This is a genomic window from Halomonas stenophila (assembly GCF_014192275.1).
Lineage (GTDB): Bacteria > Pseudomonadota > Gammaproteobacteria > Pseudomonadales > Halomonadaceae > Halomonas > Halomonas stenophila.
Window position 1 is genome coordinate 177,995 of record NZ_JACHXR010000005.1, and the last position, 16,514, is coordinate 194,508.

At 59.6% G+C, this 16,514-nt stretch carries 11 protein-coding genes; 3 read left to right on the plus strand and 8 right to left on the minus strand.

Features of this window, described 5'->3' with window-relative positions; genetic code table 11:
• Positions 1 to 89: 89 nt before the first annotated feature.
• A complete protein-coding gene (gene katG / locus FHR97_RS10945) occupies positions 90 to 2,282 on the minus strand; it encodes a catalase/peroxidase HPI (protein ID WP_183383843.1) in 2,193 nt (730 codons plus the stop codon).
• Positions 2,283 to 2,579: 297 nt separating this feature from the next.
• Positions 2,580 to 3,533 (minus strand): LysR family transcriptional regulator, encoded by a 954-nt coding sequence (locus FHR97_RS10950; protein ID WP_183383844.1) that lies wholly within the window; start codon positions 3,531 to 3,533, stop codon positions 2,580 to 2,582.
• A 175-nt stretch (positions 3,534 to 3,708) separates the two neighbouring features.
• On the opposite strand from FHR97_RS10950, the gene FHR97_RS10955 reads away from it, so the two are divergent.
• Entirely contained in the window at positions 3,709 to 5,208 is a 1,500-nt protein-coding gene (locus FHR97_RS10955) for a CoA-acylating methylmalonate-semialdehyde dehydrogenase (RefSeq protein WP_183383845.1), read from the plus strand.
• Positions 5,209 to 5,280: 72 nt separating this feature from the next.
• Here FHR97_RS10955 and FHR97_RS10960 read toward each other — a convergent pair whose 3' ends face one another.
• Positions 5,281 to 6,990 carry a DEAD/DEAH box helicase family protein gene (locus tag FHR97_RS10960; protein WP_183383846.1) on the minus strand — a complete coding sequence of 570 codons (1,710 nt, stop codon included), beginning with the start codon at positions 6,988 to 6,990 and terminating at the stop codon, positions 5,281 to 5,283.
• A 242-nt stretch (positions 6,991 to 7,232) separates the two neighbouring features.
• Here FHR97_RS10960 and FHR97_RS10965 point away from each other — a divergent pair, with 242 nt between their 5' ends.
• On the plus strand, positions 7,233 to 7,820 hold the full coding sequence (locus tag FHR97_RS10965) for a peroxidase-related enzyme (protein ID WP_183383847.1): 588 nt from the start codon (positions 7,233 to 7,235) through the stop codon (positions 7,818 to 7,820).
• A gap of 190 nt (positions 7,821 to 8,010) precedes the next feature.
• Here FHR97_RS10965 and FHR97_RS10970 read toward each other — a convergent pair whose 3' ends face one another.
• Complete coding sequence (locus FHR97_RS10970) at positions 8,011 to 8,466, minus strand: very short patch repair endonuclease (protein ID WP_183383848.1); 456 nt, start codon at positions 8,464 to 8,466, stop codon at positions 8,011 to 8,013.
• 53 nt (positions 8,467 to 8,519) lie between these two features.
• On the opposite strand from FHR97_RS10970, the gene FHR97_RS10975 reads away from it, so the two are divergent.
• Complete coding sequence (locus FHR97_RS10975; RefSeq protein ID WP_183383849.1) at positions 8,520 to 10,232, plus strand: DNA cytosine methyltransferase; 1,713 nt, start codon at positions 8,520 to 8,522, stop codon at positions 10,230 to 10,232.
• 11 nt (positions 10,233 to 10,243) lie between these two features.
• Here FHR97_RS10975 and FHR97_RS10980 read toward each other — a convergent pair whose 3' ends face one another.
• The 4 genes from FHR97_RS10980 to FHR97_RS10995 form a co-directional block, all read right to left on the minus strand.
• A complete protein-coding gene (locus tag FHR97_RS10980; protein ID WP_183383850.1) occupies positions 10,244 to 10,600 on the minus strand; it encodes a hypothetical protein in 357 nt (118 codons plus the stop codon).
• A 269-nt stretch (positions 10,601 to 10,869) separates the two neighbouring features.
• Entirely contained in the window at positions 10,870 to 12,654 is a 1,785-nt protein-coding gene (locus FHR97_RS10985; RefSeq protein ID WP_183383851.1) for an AIPR family protein, read from the minus strand.
• A complete protein-coding gene (locus FHR97_RS10990) occupies positions 12,651 to 13,661 on the minus strand; it encodes a PD-(D/E)XK motif protein (protein ID WP_183383852.1) in 1,011 nt (336 codons plus the stop codon). The genes FHR97_RS10985 and FHR97_RS10990 overlap by 4 nt, the downstream gene beginning before the upstream one ends.
• On the minus strand, positions 13,645 to 16,506 hold the full coding sequence (locus FHR97_RS10995) for a Z1 domain-containing protein (RefSeq protein WP_183383853.1): 2,862 nt from the start codon (positions 16,504 to 16,506) through the stop codon (positions 13,645 to 13,647). The genes FHR97_RS10990 and FHR97_RS10995 overlap by 17 nt, the downstream gene beginning before the upstream one ends.
• Positions 16,507 to 16,514: the final 8 nt, after the last annotated feature.

Genomic DNA, 16,514 nt, shown 5'->3' on the forward strand with positions numbered 1-16,514 from the left:
AGGGCCACAAGCAAGACGCCCGGGACAATCCCGGGCGTCTCGCTTACCTCCTCGGTATGGTCGGGCGTTGCGCCCGGCCGAAGCCGTCGTCACGCCTCCTGGAGCTTCTCCACATCGAAGCGGTCGGCGTTCATCACCTTGGTCCAGGCCGCCACGAAGTCCTTCACGAACTTCTCCTGGTTGTCGTCCTGGGCGTAGACCTCGGCGTAGGAACGCAGGATGGAGTTGGAGCCGAACACCAGGTCGATGCGACTGGCGGTCCACTTCACCTGGTCGGTCTGGCGGTCGCGAACCTCGTAGCGATCGTTGCCTGTCGGCTTCCAGGCGTTGCCCATGTCGGTCAGGTTGACGAAGAAGTCGTTGGTCAGCCGGCCTTCCCGGTCGGTGAACACGCCGTGCTTGCTGCTGCCGCCGTGGTTGGTGCCGAGCACCCGCATGCCGCCAATCAGCACGGTCATCTCCGGGGCAGTCAGGCCCATCAGCTGGGCGCGGTCGAGCAGCAGCTCCTCCGGCTTGACCACGTAGTCCTTCTTCTGCCAGTTACGGAAGCCGTCGGCCAGCGGCTCCAGGTACTGGAAGGAGTTGGCGTCGGTCATCGCGTCGCTGGCGTCGCCGCGGCCCGGGAGGAAGGGCACCAGGATGTCGTGGCCGGCGGCCCTGGCGGCCTGCTCGATGCCCACGCTGCCACCGAGCACGATGAGGTCGGCCACGCTGGCGCCGGTCTCGGCACTGAGCCGCTCGTAGACCTTCAACACCTTGGCCAGACGCTCCGGCTCGTTGCCCTCCCAGTCCTTCTGCGGGGCCAGGCGGATGCGCGCGCCATTGGCGCCGCCGCGCAGGTCGGAGCCGCGGAAGGTGCGGGCGCTGTCCCAGGCGGTGGTGACCATCTCACCGATGGACAGCCCGCTGTCGGCGATCTTCTGCTTGGCCACCTCGATGGAGTAGTCGGTGCGGCCGGCCGGCACCGGATCCTGCCAGATCAGGTCCTCGTCCGGGACCTCCGGGCCGATGTAGCGCGACTTCGGCCCCAGGTCACGATGGATCAGTTTGAACCAGGCCCGGGCGAAGCAATCCTGGAAGTACTCGGGATCCTTGCGGAACGCTTCCATGTACTCCCGATAGATGGGGTCCATCTTCATCCCCATGTCCGCATCGGTCATGATCGGGTTGTGGCGAAGGGAGGGGTCGCTGGCATCGACCGGTTTGTCCTCTTCCTTGATGTCGACGGGCTCCCACTGGTTGGCCCCGGCGGGGCTCTTGCTCAGCTGCCACTCGTGGTCGAGCAGCATGTGGAAGTAGCCCATGTCGAACTTCGTCGGGTACTGGGTCCAGGCCCCTTCGATACCGGAGGACACGGCCTTGGCCGCCTTGCCCTGCATGTTGGGGTTGAGCCAGCCGAAGCCTTGCGCCTCGACGTCGGCGCCTTCCGGCTCCGGCCCGAGGGCCTCGGCGTCGCCGTTGCCGTGGCACTTGCCGACGGTGTGGCCGCCGGCGGTGAGGGCGGCGGTCTCCTCGTCGTTCATCGCCATCCGCTTGAAGGTCTCGCGCACCTGCTCGGCGGTCTTGAGCGGGTCGGGATTGCCGTTCACGCCCTCCGGGTTGACGTAGATCAGCCCCATCTGCACCGCGGCGAGCGGGTTCTCCATGGTGTCGGGCTTGTCGACGTCGCCGTAGCGCTCGTCGGAGGGCGCCAGCCACTCCTTCTCGGCGCCCCAGTAGATGTCCTTCTCGGGATGCCAGATGTCCTCGCGACCGAAGGAGAAGCCGAAGGTCTTCAGGCCCATGGACTCGTAGGCCACGTTGCCGGCGAAGATGATCAGGTCGGCCCAGCTGAGCTGGTTGCCGTACTTCTTCTTGATCGGCCACAGCAGTCGGCGGGCCTTGTCCAGGCTGACGTTGTCGGGCCAGGAGCCGATCGGCGCGAAGCGCTGGTTACCAGTGCCGCCGCCGCCGCGGCCGTCGGCGATGCGGTAGGTGCCGGCCGCGTGCCACGACATGCGGATCATCAGGCCGCCGTAGTGGCCCCAGTCGGCCGGCCACCACTCCTGGCTCTCGGTCATCAGGGCGTGCATGTCCTGCTTGAGCGCGTCGAAGTCGAGCTTCCTGACCTCCTCGCGATAGTCGAAGTCCTCGCCCATCGGATCGGTCTTGCGGTCGTGCTGATGAAGGATGTCCAGGTTCAGCGACTCCGGCCACCAGTCGGTGTTGGAGTGACCGCTGGCGGTCTGGCCTCCGTGCATCACTGGACACTTGCCGGCGGTGCTGTGTTGTTCGTTGCCCATCTCTACTCTCCAGTCGTCACGATGTCGGGTGGTGCGGATCCCCCAGCAACAGCGGAAGGCTCCCTGCCAGGGCGATGCACTGACCGAACCCGGGGGCTCACGGCGTCAGTGATAGGGGACGTCACTCATCCCTCTCCCCCAAGCTTAGCGCCGGGCCCCACCGCTTCCATTTTTCTTTGTCGAAGGCCCCGATAGCCAATCTTTATCATCAATCCTGCATACATCAGGCGTCGCTGTTCGTAGGCGGAAGAGCGGCATGGTCGGGAACGGGCCTCGGTCGAGAAGGCGGGCCGTCGGTCAGGCCCGGGGGCCGGCCTCGGGGATCACCAACTGGCGTGACTCGCCCATCAGGAAGTCGCGATTGGCCTCCAGTGCCTCGCGCAGGAAATCCCACAGCAGCCGCACCCGGGCCAGGCGTCGCTGCTCCTGGCGGGCGGTGATCCAGAACTGGCGCACCACCTCCACCTCGTCGTCGAGGACCGCCGCCAGCGTCTCGCTGGTTTCCGCCATGAAGCAGGGCAGCACCGCCAGGCCAGTGCCGGCGAGGGCGGCGGCATGCTGGGTGGTCACGCTGGTGCTGCGCATGGCGAAGTGCGGGCCGGGCTGGCCCACGATCGCGGGGTCCAGCAGCGGGTCCAGGTAGCTGAGCTGCTCGCTGAAGATCAGGTCGTCCACATAGCCGATCAGCCGATGCCGGCCGAGCTCGGCGAGCCGGCGCGGCGTGCCGTGCCGGTCCAGGTAGTCGCGGCTGGCGTAGAGGCGCAGCCGGTAGTCGCAGAGCCGCGAGATCACCAGGCCCGGGCTGACCGGGCGCTCGACGGTGATGGCGAGATCCGCCTCGTGACGGCTCAGGTTGACCACCCGGGGCAGGGCCAGCAGGTCCAGGGTGACGCCGGGATGGCGGGCGCAGAAGGCGGAGAGCAGCGGCGCGATGACCCAGGTGCCGAAGCCCTCGGTGACCCCCAGGCGGATCTGGCCACCGATCTGGTGGTCCTGGTCGGCGAGGCTCTCGCCGGCCTCGTAGGCATGGCGGGCCATCTCTTCGGCGTGGGCGAGCAGCTGCTGGCCGGCCTCGGTGAGCTGGTAGCCGTGGGTGCTGCGCTCGAAGAGCTGCGTATTCAGTGCCTGCTCGAAGCGCCGGGTGCGCCGCGACAGGGTGGAATGGTCGACTCCCAGCCGTCGGGCGGCGTCGGTGAGGCGCTCGCTGCGGGCCACCTCGAGGAAGATCTGGATATCCTGCCAGTCGAGCATGGTGGGCCCTCGTCGTCGCATCGGATGTGTACTCACGCACAAACAATGTGCCCTGGTGCCCGTTGTCGTGTCATCCACCGTCTGGATAGACTCGAAAGCATCAGGCTTCGTGCCGGTATGCACATAAAGTCGAACACGGCCATCCTACAATCACAACCTCTTCAGGAGCATGCCCATGTCCGTTCGCGAGATTCCCCTCTACATCGATGGTCAGGCGGTCCCGTCCCAGAGCCAGGAGTGGCGTGACGTGGTCAACCCGGCCACCCAGGACGTGGTCGCCCGGGTGCCGTTCTGCACCGCCGAGGAAGTCGACCGGGCCGTGGCCAGCGCCCAGGCGGCCTTCACGACCTGGCGCAAGGTGCCGCTGGCCAAGCGCATGCGCATCATGCTCAAGCTGCAGGCGCTGATCCGTGAGCACACCGAGGAGCTGGCCGCGCTGATCACCGAGGAGCACGGCAAGACCCTGCCCGACGCCGCCGGCGAGGTGGGCCGCGGCCTGGAGGTGGTGGAACACGCCTGCTCGATCACCTCGCTGCAGCTCGGCGAGCTGGCCGAGAATGCCGCCAGCGAGGTGGACGTCTACACCCTCAACCAGCCGCTGGGCGTGGGGGCCGGCATCACCGCCTTCAACTTCCCGATCATGCTGCCCTGCTTCATGTTCCCGCTGGCCATCGCCACCGGCAACACCTTCGTGCTCAAGCCCTCCGAGCAGGATCCGAGCTCGACCATGCGCCTGGTGGAGCTGGCCCATGAGGCCGGCGTGCCGGCCGGCGTGCTCAACGTGGTGCACGGCGGGCCGGAGGTGGCCAACCAGATCGCCGACCACCCGGACATCAAGGCGCTGTCCTTCATCGGTTCCACCCATGTCGGCACCCAGCTCTACCGTCGCGCCAGCGAGGCCGGCAAGCGCATGCAGTCGATGATGGGCGCCAAGAACCACTGCGTGATCATGCCCGACGCCAACCGCAGCCAGGCCATCCACAACCTGCTGGGCTCCGCCTTCGGCGCCGCCGGCCAGCGCTGCATGGCCAACTCGGTGGTGGTGCTGGTGGGCGAGGCCCGGGCCTGGCTCGACGACATCGTCGACGGCGCCCGCAACATGAAGGTGGGACCCGGTATCCAGAAGGATGCCGACCTGGGCCCGCTGGTCTCCCCGGCCGCCAAGGAGCGCGTCATCCGCCTGATAGAGGCCGGCGAGCAGGAGGGCGCCAGCCTGCTGGTCGACGGCCGCGGCCACGAGGTGGAAGGCTATCCCCACGGCAACTTCGTCGGGCCCACCGTGTTCGCCGACGTCAGTGCCGAGATGACCATCTACCGCGAGGAGATCTTCGGGCCGGTGCTCTGCGTGGTCAGCGTCGAGACCCTGGACGAGGCCATCGAGTTGATCAACGCCAACCCCAACGGCAACGGCACCTCCATCTTCACCAACTCCGGCTGGGTGGCACGCCGCTTCGAGACCGACATCGACGTCGGCCAGGTGGGCATCAACGTGCCGATCCCGGTGCCGGTGGCCTACTTCAGCTTCACCGGTTCGCGCGGCTCCAAGCTCGGCGACCTGGGCCCCAACGGCAAGCAGGCGATCGCCTTCTGGACCCAGACCAAGACGGTCACCGCCCGCTGGTTCGAGCCGGAGAACATCTCCAGCGGCATCAACAGCACCATCTCGCTGCATTGATGATCGCCTGACGATCCACGAACGCGGCCCCGTCTCGAGAGAGGCGGGGCCGTCTCGTCTCAAGGAACGACGCTAGCGCTCGGGTACCCCGAGGGTGGCAAACAACTCCGCGAGTTCCGGGGTCTCCCGCTGGGCCTGAAGGAGGGCGGGGTCCATCACCGAGAAGCGGCCTGCCGAGGCTCGCAGGTATGGCTGACCGGTCGCCTGGTCGACGAAGCGGACCTCCGGCACCTTGGCCAGGCACTGCTTGAGGAAGGCACAGTTCCTGCCGATCGCCAGGCTGTCATCGTCGGGATAGACCTCCGCCGGGCATGTCGCCCGGGTGTTGATCCTCTTGAAGCGGTCGATGTTGACCAGGCCCAGGGGCGCCAGGATGTGGAGGACCTCGCGGTTGCCATGGGCGATGGTCGTCGGCGGGGTGTGCTTGGGGACGCTGTTGTCCAGGAAGCGGTACTCGAGCCGAGGATGCCGGCTATCCAGCCACTTGAAGAGCAGCCTGGGCATGCCGTCATACGCCTCCACGCAGTGCCCCAGGAAATCCTCCACCGCCTTGTAGCGTCCCCGTGTCAGGCCGCGCTCCCAGCCGCGCTCCACCGTCGCCTCCGGCGGGGTGACGATGAAATAGAAGTACATGGTGGCGACGTGTTTCGCATAGGTGGCATCCAGAAGCCGCGGTACCCTTTCCTGGGAGAAACTGTCGAATCGGAACCGGTCGATCAGCAGGTTGGGGATGGAGCGGTCCCGCTGGGCCTTGTCGCGGATGTAGCGGTCGAGCTTGGCATCGATGAGCTTGACCTCCTTGCCGGACAGGCGGCCGGCATACTTGTAGGCCTCGCCCAGGGCGTCATAGTCGAGCAGCAGGCGGCGCCAGATGTCGGGGGAGACGGTGCCGTAGTGGTCCGCCTGGATGCCCAGGTCGCGCAGGGTGTCCTTCAGGAGCGGGCGCAGGGAGCTCTTGCCGGCCGCCGAGGCCCCCTTGAGGCTGATCAGGATCGGCTCACTCGCACAGGGGAGCCGGCTGTAGCCCTCGACCTCCATGGCGCGCGCGACATAAGGGGCGATCTTCTCGCCGAGGTGGCGGCTGCCGAAGTCGTTGCACACCTGCCGGGTGATCAACCTGGCCAGCAGCTCCCGGTCCACTCCGATATGGCCCTGGGTGCCGCCGATCGAGTTCAGGACACGGTACGTGCTCTTGTAGATGGCCCGCTCCAGTTCGCCACGGGCGGCCAGCCCCGTGTCCTTGATGCCCCGGATCACCTCATGATGGCGTTCCTCGATGGACCGAGGGGGCGTTTGCCGTGGCGGGGTACGGCGTTTGCCGAACCATCGGGACAGCCACGAGCCAGGCTCGGGCTCGGCCTCCGTCGGTTCGGGAGCGAAGGCCGCGGCGAGGATGTCGCCCACCCGGCCGTGGATCTCGCCATACAGCCGATCATACTCCTGGCGAAGCGCCGGCAGCTGGGGGACCAGGTAGTCGGAGAGGATCTTGTGGGCGATGTCGCGAAAGTGCTGCCCCAGCAGCTCTTCTTCTTCACCTTCCAGGACCACGATATCGGCCGTCACCTGCACGATCACCTCGTGCAGTACCAGCCGCTCCGCCCGGAACGCGACCAACTCCTCCTCCGCGAGCCCGGTGAGGGCTCTCAGCTCGGGGATGTCGGCCAGGCGGGAATAGACATTGGCCGCATGATGAATCGTCTCCAGGGCCTGGTAGCGCCTGGGCAGATCGGCCTCCAGGCCGGGGTTCCACGCCGAAAACTCGGGACCAGCTCGATCGGGCATACCGGAAGTCCACGCCTGCTGTGTCGTATCGGGGCCTGATGGGGCTCGTCGGGCACCGTTTCGCGAGCCATGCCGCCCCCCATGCCGCGATAGTGGCCGACCCGGCCGCGTGGGGCAATCCCCGTGGGGGCGCTGGAGAAAGTAATCGGGCCGTTGTCGTGAGCGGCTGGACAAAGTGGCTGACGTTGACGTTAGCTGTCGATGATCGCTCGTTCACAAGACCCACAACGCCAGGAGCCGCCATGACCGCCCCCATCAGCCGCTTCCCCGTCCCCGACTCGATCGAGGACCTGCCCGTCGACATCCGTGACGCCATCCTGGCGGTGCAGGAGAAGGCCGGCTTCGTGCCCAACGTCTTCCTGATGCTGGCTCATCGGCCCGACGAGTTCCGGGCCTTCTTCGCCTATCACGATGCCCTGATGGAGCGGGAGTCCGATACCCTCACCAAGGCCGAGAAGGAGATGATCGTGGTGGCCACCAGCGCCCGCAATCGCTGCCTCTACTGCGTGGTGGCTCACGGCGCCCTGGTGCGTATCTACGGCAAGGACCCGCTGCTGGCCGACCAGGTGGCGGTCAACCACCGCACCGCGCCGATCAGCGAGCGTCACCGGGTGATGCTCGATTTCGCGCTGTACTGCGGCCTGGAGGTCGGCGAGCTCACCGACGACTGGGAGGCGCGCCTCACCGAAGCCGGCTTTACCCGGGAGGATATCTGGGACATCGGCGCCATCGCCGCCTTCTTCGCCCTCTCCAATCGCCTCGTGACGCTCACCGCGACCCCGCCCAACGAGGAGTTCTACCTGATGGGGCGGGTGCCGAGGGAGCAGTGACCCACTCAGTAGAGGGGGGCCGGCCATACTTCGGGCACTCTCCGTCAGGCCATCTCGAACCTGAACCTGGAATACATTGGGCGACCTGGTATGATATCGCGCTGAGCAAGGATCGAGGGCAGAATCTGGCTGGCGAGTAATCATGTATGCATATACAGTTATCATCAGCATGACATGATCCAGCAGGCTATTAGCAGGTTCTGGGGGGGGCGGCTGGCCATTCCTGGTACTGGTTGACGCTTTCGATCAAGACAGGAATGTCGCTCAAGCGTTCCGAACAGTGCTTGAAGCCGCATTCCCATACCACCAGGACACGCCAGCCGAGATACATGAGGTTTTCGTGGTTACGACAGTCCCTTTCGACATTGGCGCTGAATTTGTCCTGCCAGAATTCCCGCCTGGTGGAAGGTGTCGATGCATAGAAGCAGCCTGTGTGCCTGTGCCAGAAGCAGCCATTGACGAAGATGACGAGGCTGTGGCGTGGCAGGACGAGGTCGGGTGCACCGGGAAGGTCCTTGCGATGCAGCCTGAACCGGTAACCGCGGGCATGAAGGAACTTCCGGAGAAGAAGCTCCGGTTTGGTGTCCTTCCCGCGAATGTTGCTCATCATCCTCGAGCGGGTCGCTCTGTCAACGACGTCCGACATCGAGTGCCCCCCTATGTTACCCGGTTGTCCATACCTTTCAGGTTATTCGTTCAATGAGCAAGCCGATACAGATAGTGGACCTCTTCGCTGGCCCCGGTGGCCTTGGTGAAGGGTTCAATTCCCTCAGAGATACCAGTGGCAGGCGTGTCTTCAAGACTCTCGTATCGGTCGAAAAGGAGACTTCCGCCCACAGGACGCTGACACTCAGGGCATTCTATCGATTGCTTCAGGACAGTCCGCTCGGGATGGAGCCCTACTTCGCCTATCTGAGAGGCGACACACACCCATCGCAGATTGAGGGCCTTGAGCCTTTGTGGCAGCAAGCCGAGAGGGAAGCGCTGCAATTGGAGCTGGGAGGTGAAGAGGGAAATCAGGCACTGGATGAACGGCTTGACAATGAATTGGACACTGATCGTGACTGGGTGCTAATCGGTGGGCCTCCCTGTCAGGCATACTCGGTGGTCGGCCGTGCAAGAAATCGCGGCAACAAGGGCTACGTGCCCGAAGAGGACAAGCGGCATTTCCTCTACCGAGAATACTTGGGCGTGATTGCCAGATACCGACCCAGCGTCTTTGTAATGGAAAATGTCAAGGGTATTCTTACTTCGAAAATAGGTAAGGAAAGGATATTTCGACAGATACTCAAGGATCTCGAGGACCCGACAGTTGCAACCCAAGTGGAAGGTAAGGGGGTAGGGAGAAATCAGCAATATACAATATATTCTCTGAGTGACCCTGATGTCTATTATCCGAAGCAGGAGCGGCAGCTCATACCCGGTATTGTCAGCGAGTTGAGCGATGAGGAGCTTTCTGGTTTTGTAGTCAAGTCCGAAGAGCATGGCATACCTCAGACCCGGCACCGCGTTATCCTGGTTGGCGTAAGAAATGATATCGTTGATGGTCAAGATTCCGACAGCCTTGCAAAAAGCTTGCTTCTAGACATCGAGAAGGAAGTGAGTGCAGGGGCAGTTCTGTTTGGTATGCCAAAGCTGAGGAGCGGGCTAAGCAGATATGATAGTGATGAAAGTTGGTATGCCTCCATCAGAAGGGTGGCGGAGAAGATCGCCGGTGAGTTGATTGAAACAGGAAGTGAGAGTGTCTCTTATGAAGAAAGATATCATATTTCTGAGCGACTGCTGGACGTTTCTTCTGAGCCAAAGCCGGGTTTGAAAAGAGGGAGAAAGCATGACTCCACTTATGTCATGGTCGAATCAGCCACAGAGCTGGAAAGGTGGTATTCGGGAGCACAGAAAGGCAGCGTCAGGCACTGGGTGAATCATGATGCCAGGGGCCACATGGAAGAAGACTTGGCTAGATACCTGTATTGTTCGGTATTTGCTGAAGTTACTCAAAGGTCTCCAATTGGTGCCAGAGATATCTATCTGAAATCTCTTTCACCCATGCATGTGAACTGGAGGTCAGGAAAATTTGCCGATCGATTCAAGGTAGTAGTTTCCCATGCGCCATCAAAGACCATAACCAGTCATATTTCCAAGGATGGCCATTACTATATACATCCTGACCCCTATCAATGTCGAAGTCTGACTGTAAGAGAGGCGGCAAGGCTGCAGACGTTTCCCGATGACTACTATTTCGAGGGAAATAGAACGGAGCAATATGTTCAAGTAGGCAATGCCGTGCCTCCGCTCTTGGCTGTCAAGATAGCAGAGAAGGTTAGAAATCTTTTGGGTGGATCAGATGTTATATCTTTTATTGGAGAGTCTGAAAAAGAGTTGGGCGAAAGCAGCCAAGCTCAGCCGGCCTAGAGTCGGATGAATTAGAAACGTTCTATCAATATGTCATCGTCAAGATGATCGAGAATATTACCATTCATTCCTCCTTTCAACCAAGCATCCATAATCTCTATCAGTGTTTCCCAATACTCTATCCAATCCTCGGTGCTATATGATGAGAGGTGTTCTTTCTCTAAGTTAGAAGTGGTTTCTTCATAGTCGCTAATATAGCAGTTTGGATCAGTCGATTCGTGAAGGCTATTGAATGATGCTGTGTCTTCGATGCGGATGAAACTGTTGTCGAGATCGCTTTTTATCAATTTTTCGGCTAATATTAGCCGGGTGGTGAGAATGCATTTCAGGGTTTCGATAGAAGGCATCTCATGGTGGTTTTTTTTCATCTTATTATCTCCATTTTCTGTGTTTTTACAGTATGTATGAGAGAGTGGGAAACGGAAAGTGATAATTTATCTATATGTCAGTGATTTGGTTGAGATGTCTTCAACAGTCTGTCAAGAGGCGGTATTCGCTCGCCACGTCAGCCCTGCAGGTTCAGATGTGGCATCTGAATTAGAACCTCGCCCTGAAGAAAGCTTTGAGGACGAGGTCTTCCACGTTGGTGCCATTGCTCAGGATTTGATATCAGTTGGCTACAGGTTGTTGACGCCGGTCAAGCCGACCCCCGTCGGGCCTCGGGAATTTCAACCGAGGGTGGAGAGAATGAGCGAGAGAACATCGCCGCTTTGCACTCCGGACGCTTGGCCCATTCTGAGATCATCTTGCCGTTAGCCGTCTCGTGTAACCGATCATTGACCTCGTGGGCCCAAATTTCCACCTGCTCGAGGAACTGTGGGGAGACACCCTGTCTGTTCCAGACCCTTTCGAGGTCAAAGGAATGGCCGTATGAATTAGCGACCACTGAAACTGTGTAGGCGGCCACATTCGCCAAGAATGCAGAGACTAGAGGGCGGACAGTCTTGTGGGTCGCTTTGTACACAATTGCCTTTGCAACTAGTGCTTTGAAGAAGGCAGGATCTAAAGTCGCGATGGAATTTTCTGCCTCAGCGTCCGAAAGTTCTGACATAAACCGGCTGAAGCACTTCTGCGCACCGAGACTAACGATATCTGGCTTGATATCCCAAGCCATTAGGTATTTCGCAAGATCAGTCTTTGTGATCTTTCGCGAGGGAGGCACCGACGCTCTCAACGCCCGCCGTTTCGCTGGAGTCGTACCCTCTCGGGAAAGCAGAGTGTTGTAGCTGCCAGTAGCACGCTCGTAGAACCAACGGCCCGTACCGTCGGGGCAGTAAACTGTTAGGGATAGACGCTCGACATCAACGTGGAAGGGCTTATTGGCCGAAAGATCGGACTGCCGGACCGAATTCTGGCTGTTAGCATAGCGCGAGATATTTGCGACCAAGGCCTCTTCATCAGCCTGCTCCACCTCCCTCATCACGATGATCTTGGCCGGTATGCGGACCTTGCTCAGATCAGTTGAAGCATATTTTTTCTTGGCAAAGTAGATGGATGCGGTCGTTTGCCCACCATTGACGATCTGCATGCCTCGTAGCCAGATGATTCCCGGGGAGCCGTCTGAAGTCCGGGCGAGCTTCATCTCGTCGGCCACGAGCACTATTCCATTATTATAGGCCATGAACCGCTCCGGAGCAGTCCTGAGCGTGTTCTGGATCCCTGCATTCACACCCTTGGCCCTAACGCTCAAGAAGGAACGGACGTTGGCTTCCAGTAGACGGGGGCCAAACTTCTCGTAGACGAATCTCATGGCCTCGCCAGGAATTGCAGTCAAAGCATAATCATAGTCCTCGGTCTCCCCAGGGACGAAGACGCAGGGTAGTGCCGAGCCTGACAGCTCCTCGAAGTTAACTACCAATTCATCGCGTGGCTTACCCTCGGATCGGTGACGAAACAGGCGCTCAATGTCCATTACCTCAAGTCTGACAGATTTACCGCCTACGTCTCTAGCTTTGAAGCTCTTGGACTTGACGACACCGTCCGTAAGTACGTAGATGCGAATCTGCTCGAGCTCGTCATAGATTTCCCGAATTGTCAGCGCAAGAGAATAAACATCACTCGATGGATCGAGTTTCTCCGCGAGACGGCCCGCCGCACAGAGCTCCAGGAAGCGAACGCACTGGGCGGCTGCTGTCTTGGCGGCTTGGTCAGGGAGAGGCGTTAGGGATTCGAAGCCCTCGTAAAGGCTGACGAAGAGATCGAGCTGATCAGCATCCTCCGACATGGCGTAGCCACTAAGTCGAAGATTTGCTCTACCCACTCGACTCTCGAAATGACAGCTGTTCGGCTCGAAGGTCATACCGGCCTCGGCCAGATGCTCCATCACCACCTCAGAGAAGACAAGTTCGGCGAAAGGGGAGCCTTCACTCATCTGGGCTGCCACTTCTGCCCGCGTCTCTTCAAGAAACTCTTCAAGGGTCATTTAATTACTCCAAGCGATCGAAGGGCTACGTGAAAGTCAGCAAGACAGTCCTTCGCACGATCTAAATCTATTTCATAAACGGCTCGGTACACGCCATCGGGCATCGAGCCGAATGTTAGCCTCGGGAAGCCCTCAACAATCTTGTATACCCGGAGTTCTTGCATCTCGAAGCGCCGGGTATAGGCTAAGTCGTGCGATTTGACGTAACCAGCAGTCAGGAGCCTCTCATGCAAGAAGGTAATCGCGTTAGGCTCTCCGGCCAGCCGATGTTCCAGTTCTGAAATAATTTCGGACAGAGACAAGCCATCCTCCCCATGTGTGAAGCGTAAAGCTGCAAGGAAGAGCGGCGAAACCGTAGCGTCGTCCAACTGTTCAAGCGAGCCTATCTTGGCAGGGAAGCCAGTAGAGGACAGTGTGGCCTTGACCTCGATCGCCCCATCCCCCAAGACGAAGTCTTGAGGGGCATCGTCCGGACCGACCCACCCTTCCAAGACTGATTCAGTCGTGATGCCTGCGTCGAGCAGCAACGCTATGAACGAGAGTTCTCCGGCTAGGCCTAATTCCGCTTCTGGACCTAGGGGCTGGGAGCCGCGTGACATGAATTGCTGCCACATTCGCACTCTGCGGAGCATGGTTCTGAGAACCTGTTCCTCCCCCTGGGCAACTTCGCTGTCCATTGCACCGGCCACATCGCCGACCATCTCGGCGAACAGTTCGGGGCTGCCGGACTCCTTGCGAGACAGGGCAATCCAAGTCTTCCCATCGCCACTCGGATCGGCTCTTACGACTTCAAACCCCTTGCCCTCGGGAAGGAGCTCGGACGGTGCTAGTCGAGCAGTCGGGAACCGTGCAAGTAGAGCCTCCTCGTTCCCTGGAAAGCTGCGAGCGGCAAGGAGTTCGCAAGGGCCGACAGGAGCGATGGAAATGCCACGCCACCCATCGGAACTGCTCTCCTTGCTAGACAGAGCGTCCCAGGCGGCGACAAATTCTTCAATCGGACGGGCCATACTCATTCTCCCAGAAGCGATGATCAACCTTATAGTTGACCTTGATGCCCGCCTCGCTCGACGGGAAACTGATGGCGAAACCGATGATCGGTTTGTTCCAGCTTTCGACAGCCTTGCCTGCCCCATCGGGTGACAGAGGATAAATCATGAGGAGGGCCCGGCGGGATGGCGAGGGCGCGTCTACCAGACCTTTACCTCTTTGCTCGCGGATTTTCTGCCCACTAGGCCGCTTGGGTTCAGTGACTCTGTTCCGTGCAGGGTCAGGCTTCCACTCCTTGCGCGTTGCGGTCAAAGCCGCCAACCATTCACTCTGAATAAGGTCAATCGCCTCGTCCACAGGATCCGTCAACACACCGATCGTGTATCTCCCACTCACTCCCTTGTCGGTTCGAGAGGGGAGTGAGGAAACGGACACGGATGAAGAAAAGTCGAAAGGCTCCCCTGTTTTTCCCTCAGCTAGAAAGGCGACGTTCCACTCATGAAGTTCGCCGACTTGGTTCATCTGGGAGACAAAATCTACGATTACATCGCTGTTGGCTCTGTCAGCTCCTGGGGGTGTCCGGTAGGATCTAAGAAAGTCAAGAACTGTCTCGGAAGAAACTTTCTTCCAAAGATGCGACCTTTTCCAAACATCCTCTTCACCGCCCCTCTGTCGCCTTGGTCCCTTTTCGCTCGGCTCGCCCATGGTTGTCACCAAGGTTGTTGTTGCGACTAGGTTCCTTTCCAAGGACTCACTGTCGTTCAGGAACGAGACAGTCTGTACTAGGCTGCCGCTATAGGAGAGAGACAGGGTCTTCGCTGTCCGCATCTTCAACGGCGAAGTAACGAGGAGTACAGGGTGAGACTCAACCTTTAGCCCATATTCCCAAGGAGTCGCCCCGACCGCAGCCATATGGTCGAACTCTTGCCGCAATTCCTCGGCAGCGTCAGCGATATGGCCGAACCAATCAACGAGATCGGATGTGGTGTATAGTCGACAGAGGTCGATATAGCCAGGACGATAGCCGAACCACCGGCCCATCTGCATCAATGTGTCGTACATTTTAGTGGTGCGGACGAAGTAGCTGATACAAAGGCCTTCGAGCGTCAGACCCCGGGCAAGCTTGTCACCACCTATGGCGATGACCTTCAGCCCGGTTTCCTCGTTTTCTGCATAGTCGAGCGCGTCCTTTGCTGTTCCATTTATTGCCCTTACCCCAATGTCTCTTAAAACTTCATGAAGAACGCCAATAACTTCATCCCAGTCTGGTAGCGTACACTCTGTCACTGCGTCCGCGAGTTCGCACCCAAGAATCTCTGAAGTCGGAATGAAGTCTTTCTCCCACAGGTCATGCCACTCGGCGATCAAGGACTCGCGTTCGAATCCCCGCTCAATCCTTTGCCTGAAACGTTTGACAAGTTCCTCGACCTGACGTCGCACCTCCTCTTGGACGAGGTTATAGCGCGTCACGTGGATGAGCATTGACGAGTGCTTGCTCCCCTGCCCACGCAGTTTCCTGACTGCGCAGGCAAGCACAAACGCTCCGACGGCCTCTCGAAGTGACGGTGGAGTCTCGTCCTTCCCATCCTGAAGGGGGACGTGATCCTTGGGGTGTTTGGGCGGCATCCAACCGCCGGTTCCTTCCGCGTCGATGTGATCGTCAACCTCACGTGAAAGCGGAAGCCCTCCTACCCTGCCCTCTTGTGAGCGAAGTCCGAACACTCGGGTGGGCCCTACGTAGTTGGAAGGGGCGGAAAGGTTGATGATGAAGGACTGGGGAAATAGATCCGGTCCTTCATCTTTAGTCACATTACGCCGGTGGATAAAGATGTTGGCAAACGGTGTTGCGGTATAGCCGACATAGGCTTTCTTTGCGAAAGAATGAAGAATCTTACGGATGCGGCTGTTGATGGCCTTCGGTTGGTGATCGTCGTCAGGTGTTCCATCGGGGTTGAAGAGCTGCTCCCCGGTATCCACCGAGGCATGATCCGCCTCATCATCGATTAATAGAAGCGGAAGGTTGGATACAAGGGGGCGCCCATCCGTGTCCTTCGTGTCGGCGACGTGGTTCCGTATCCACTTCAAGAGACGCTCGAGGACAGTCTTGTTCTTCTTGACAACGAAGAGCCAAGGCCTCTGCTCGGGAGTGATAGCGTAATGCTTGGCAACTTTCGTGCTGAAATCCCCGTTGTTCGCACGGTTGGTAGCGCAGTTCGGTCGGATTTCGACGTCACTATCGATATCCCCGACTCCGATAGCCTTGACGGAGTCTCCCTTGGACGAGGTCTCGTAGCCCAGAAAACCTTCTTCTAGGCGAATCTGGGTCTGGGATCGAAGATTGTTGTGAAGCCCCGCCAAGACGATGATAATCTTGTAGCCAGCGTCCGCCGCCTTGCACACGAGGCCAGTGTAGTTGCCGGTCTTTCCAGATTGGACGTGCCCGACAACGAGGCCTCGGCGATCCCATCTCCCTTCCCTCGTAGGATCTTCGAGTAGCCCGAGTATATGATCGGTAGACTCGTCCAAGGCTTCGACGGCCTTCAAGGACAGCCGCGACTCCAGCATTGATTCATAGCGTTGCCAATACCGCCAGTCTCTCCTTCTTGCCGCTGTCAGCCAAGCCATGTGATCCTTGTTGTCAGACAAGGTCGTGTCCTTGCCGATCCACAAGCTGAATCGACGGATCAACTCGGCCACAACTGCATTCTTATCAATCTCGGCATCATTAGCTATCACTCCTGCGGCAATCTCAACCTGGTTGGCAATCAGGCCCGGCGTCACCGCCCCCTGCTCCTTGGCATCTGCCAAAAGTGTTTGTGCTACGCTCACAACGCGTTGAAATAACTTGTCTTTTTGATCAGTCAATTTAAAGT

Bases quoted from the DNA above. Each gene is read 5' to 3' on its own strand.
- katG (WP_183383843.1), bottom strand. From the start codon at position 2,282: ATGGGCAACGAACAACACAGCACCGCCGGCAAGTGTCCAGTGATGCAC.
- FHR97_RS10950 (WP_183383844.1), bottom strand. From the start codon at position 3,533: ATGCTCGACTGGCAGGATATCCAGATCTTCCTCGAGGTGGCCCGCAGC.
- FHR97_RS10955 (WP_183383845.1), top strand. From the start codon at position 3,709: ATGTCCGTTCGCGAGATTCCCCTCTACATCGATGGTCAGGCGGTCCCG.
- FHR97_RS10960 (WP_183383846.1), bottom strand. From the start codon at position 6,990: ATGCCCGATCGAGCTGGTCCCGAGTTTTCGGCGTGGAACCCCGGCCTG.
- FHR97_RS10965 (WP_183383847.1), top strand. From the start codon at position 7,233: ATGACCGCCCCCATCAGCCGCTTCCCCGTCCCCGACTCGATCGAGGAC.
- FHR97_RS10970 (WP_183383848.1), bottom strand. From the start codon at position 8,466: ATGTCGGACGTCGTTGACAGAGCGACCCGCTCGAGGATGATGAGCAAC.
- FHR97_RS10975 (WP_183383849.1), top strand. From the start codon at position 8,520: ATGAGCAAGCCGATACAGATAGTGGACCTCTTCGCTGGCCCCGGTGGC.
- FHR97_RS10980 (WP_183383850.1), bottom strand. From the start codon at position 10,600: ATGAAAAAAAACCACCATGAGATGCCTTCTATCGAAACCCTGAAATGC.
- FHR97_RS10985 (WP_183383851.1), bottom strand. From the start codon at position 12,654: ATGACCCTTGAAGAGTTTCTTGAAGAGACGCGGGCAGAAGTGGCAGCC.
- FHR97_RS10990 (WP_183383852.1), bottom strand. From the start codon at position 13,661: ATGGCCCGTCCGATTGAAGAATTTGTCGCCGCCTGGGACGCTCTGTCT.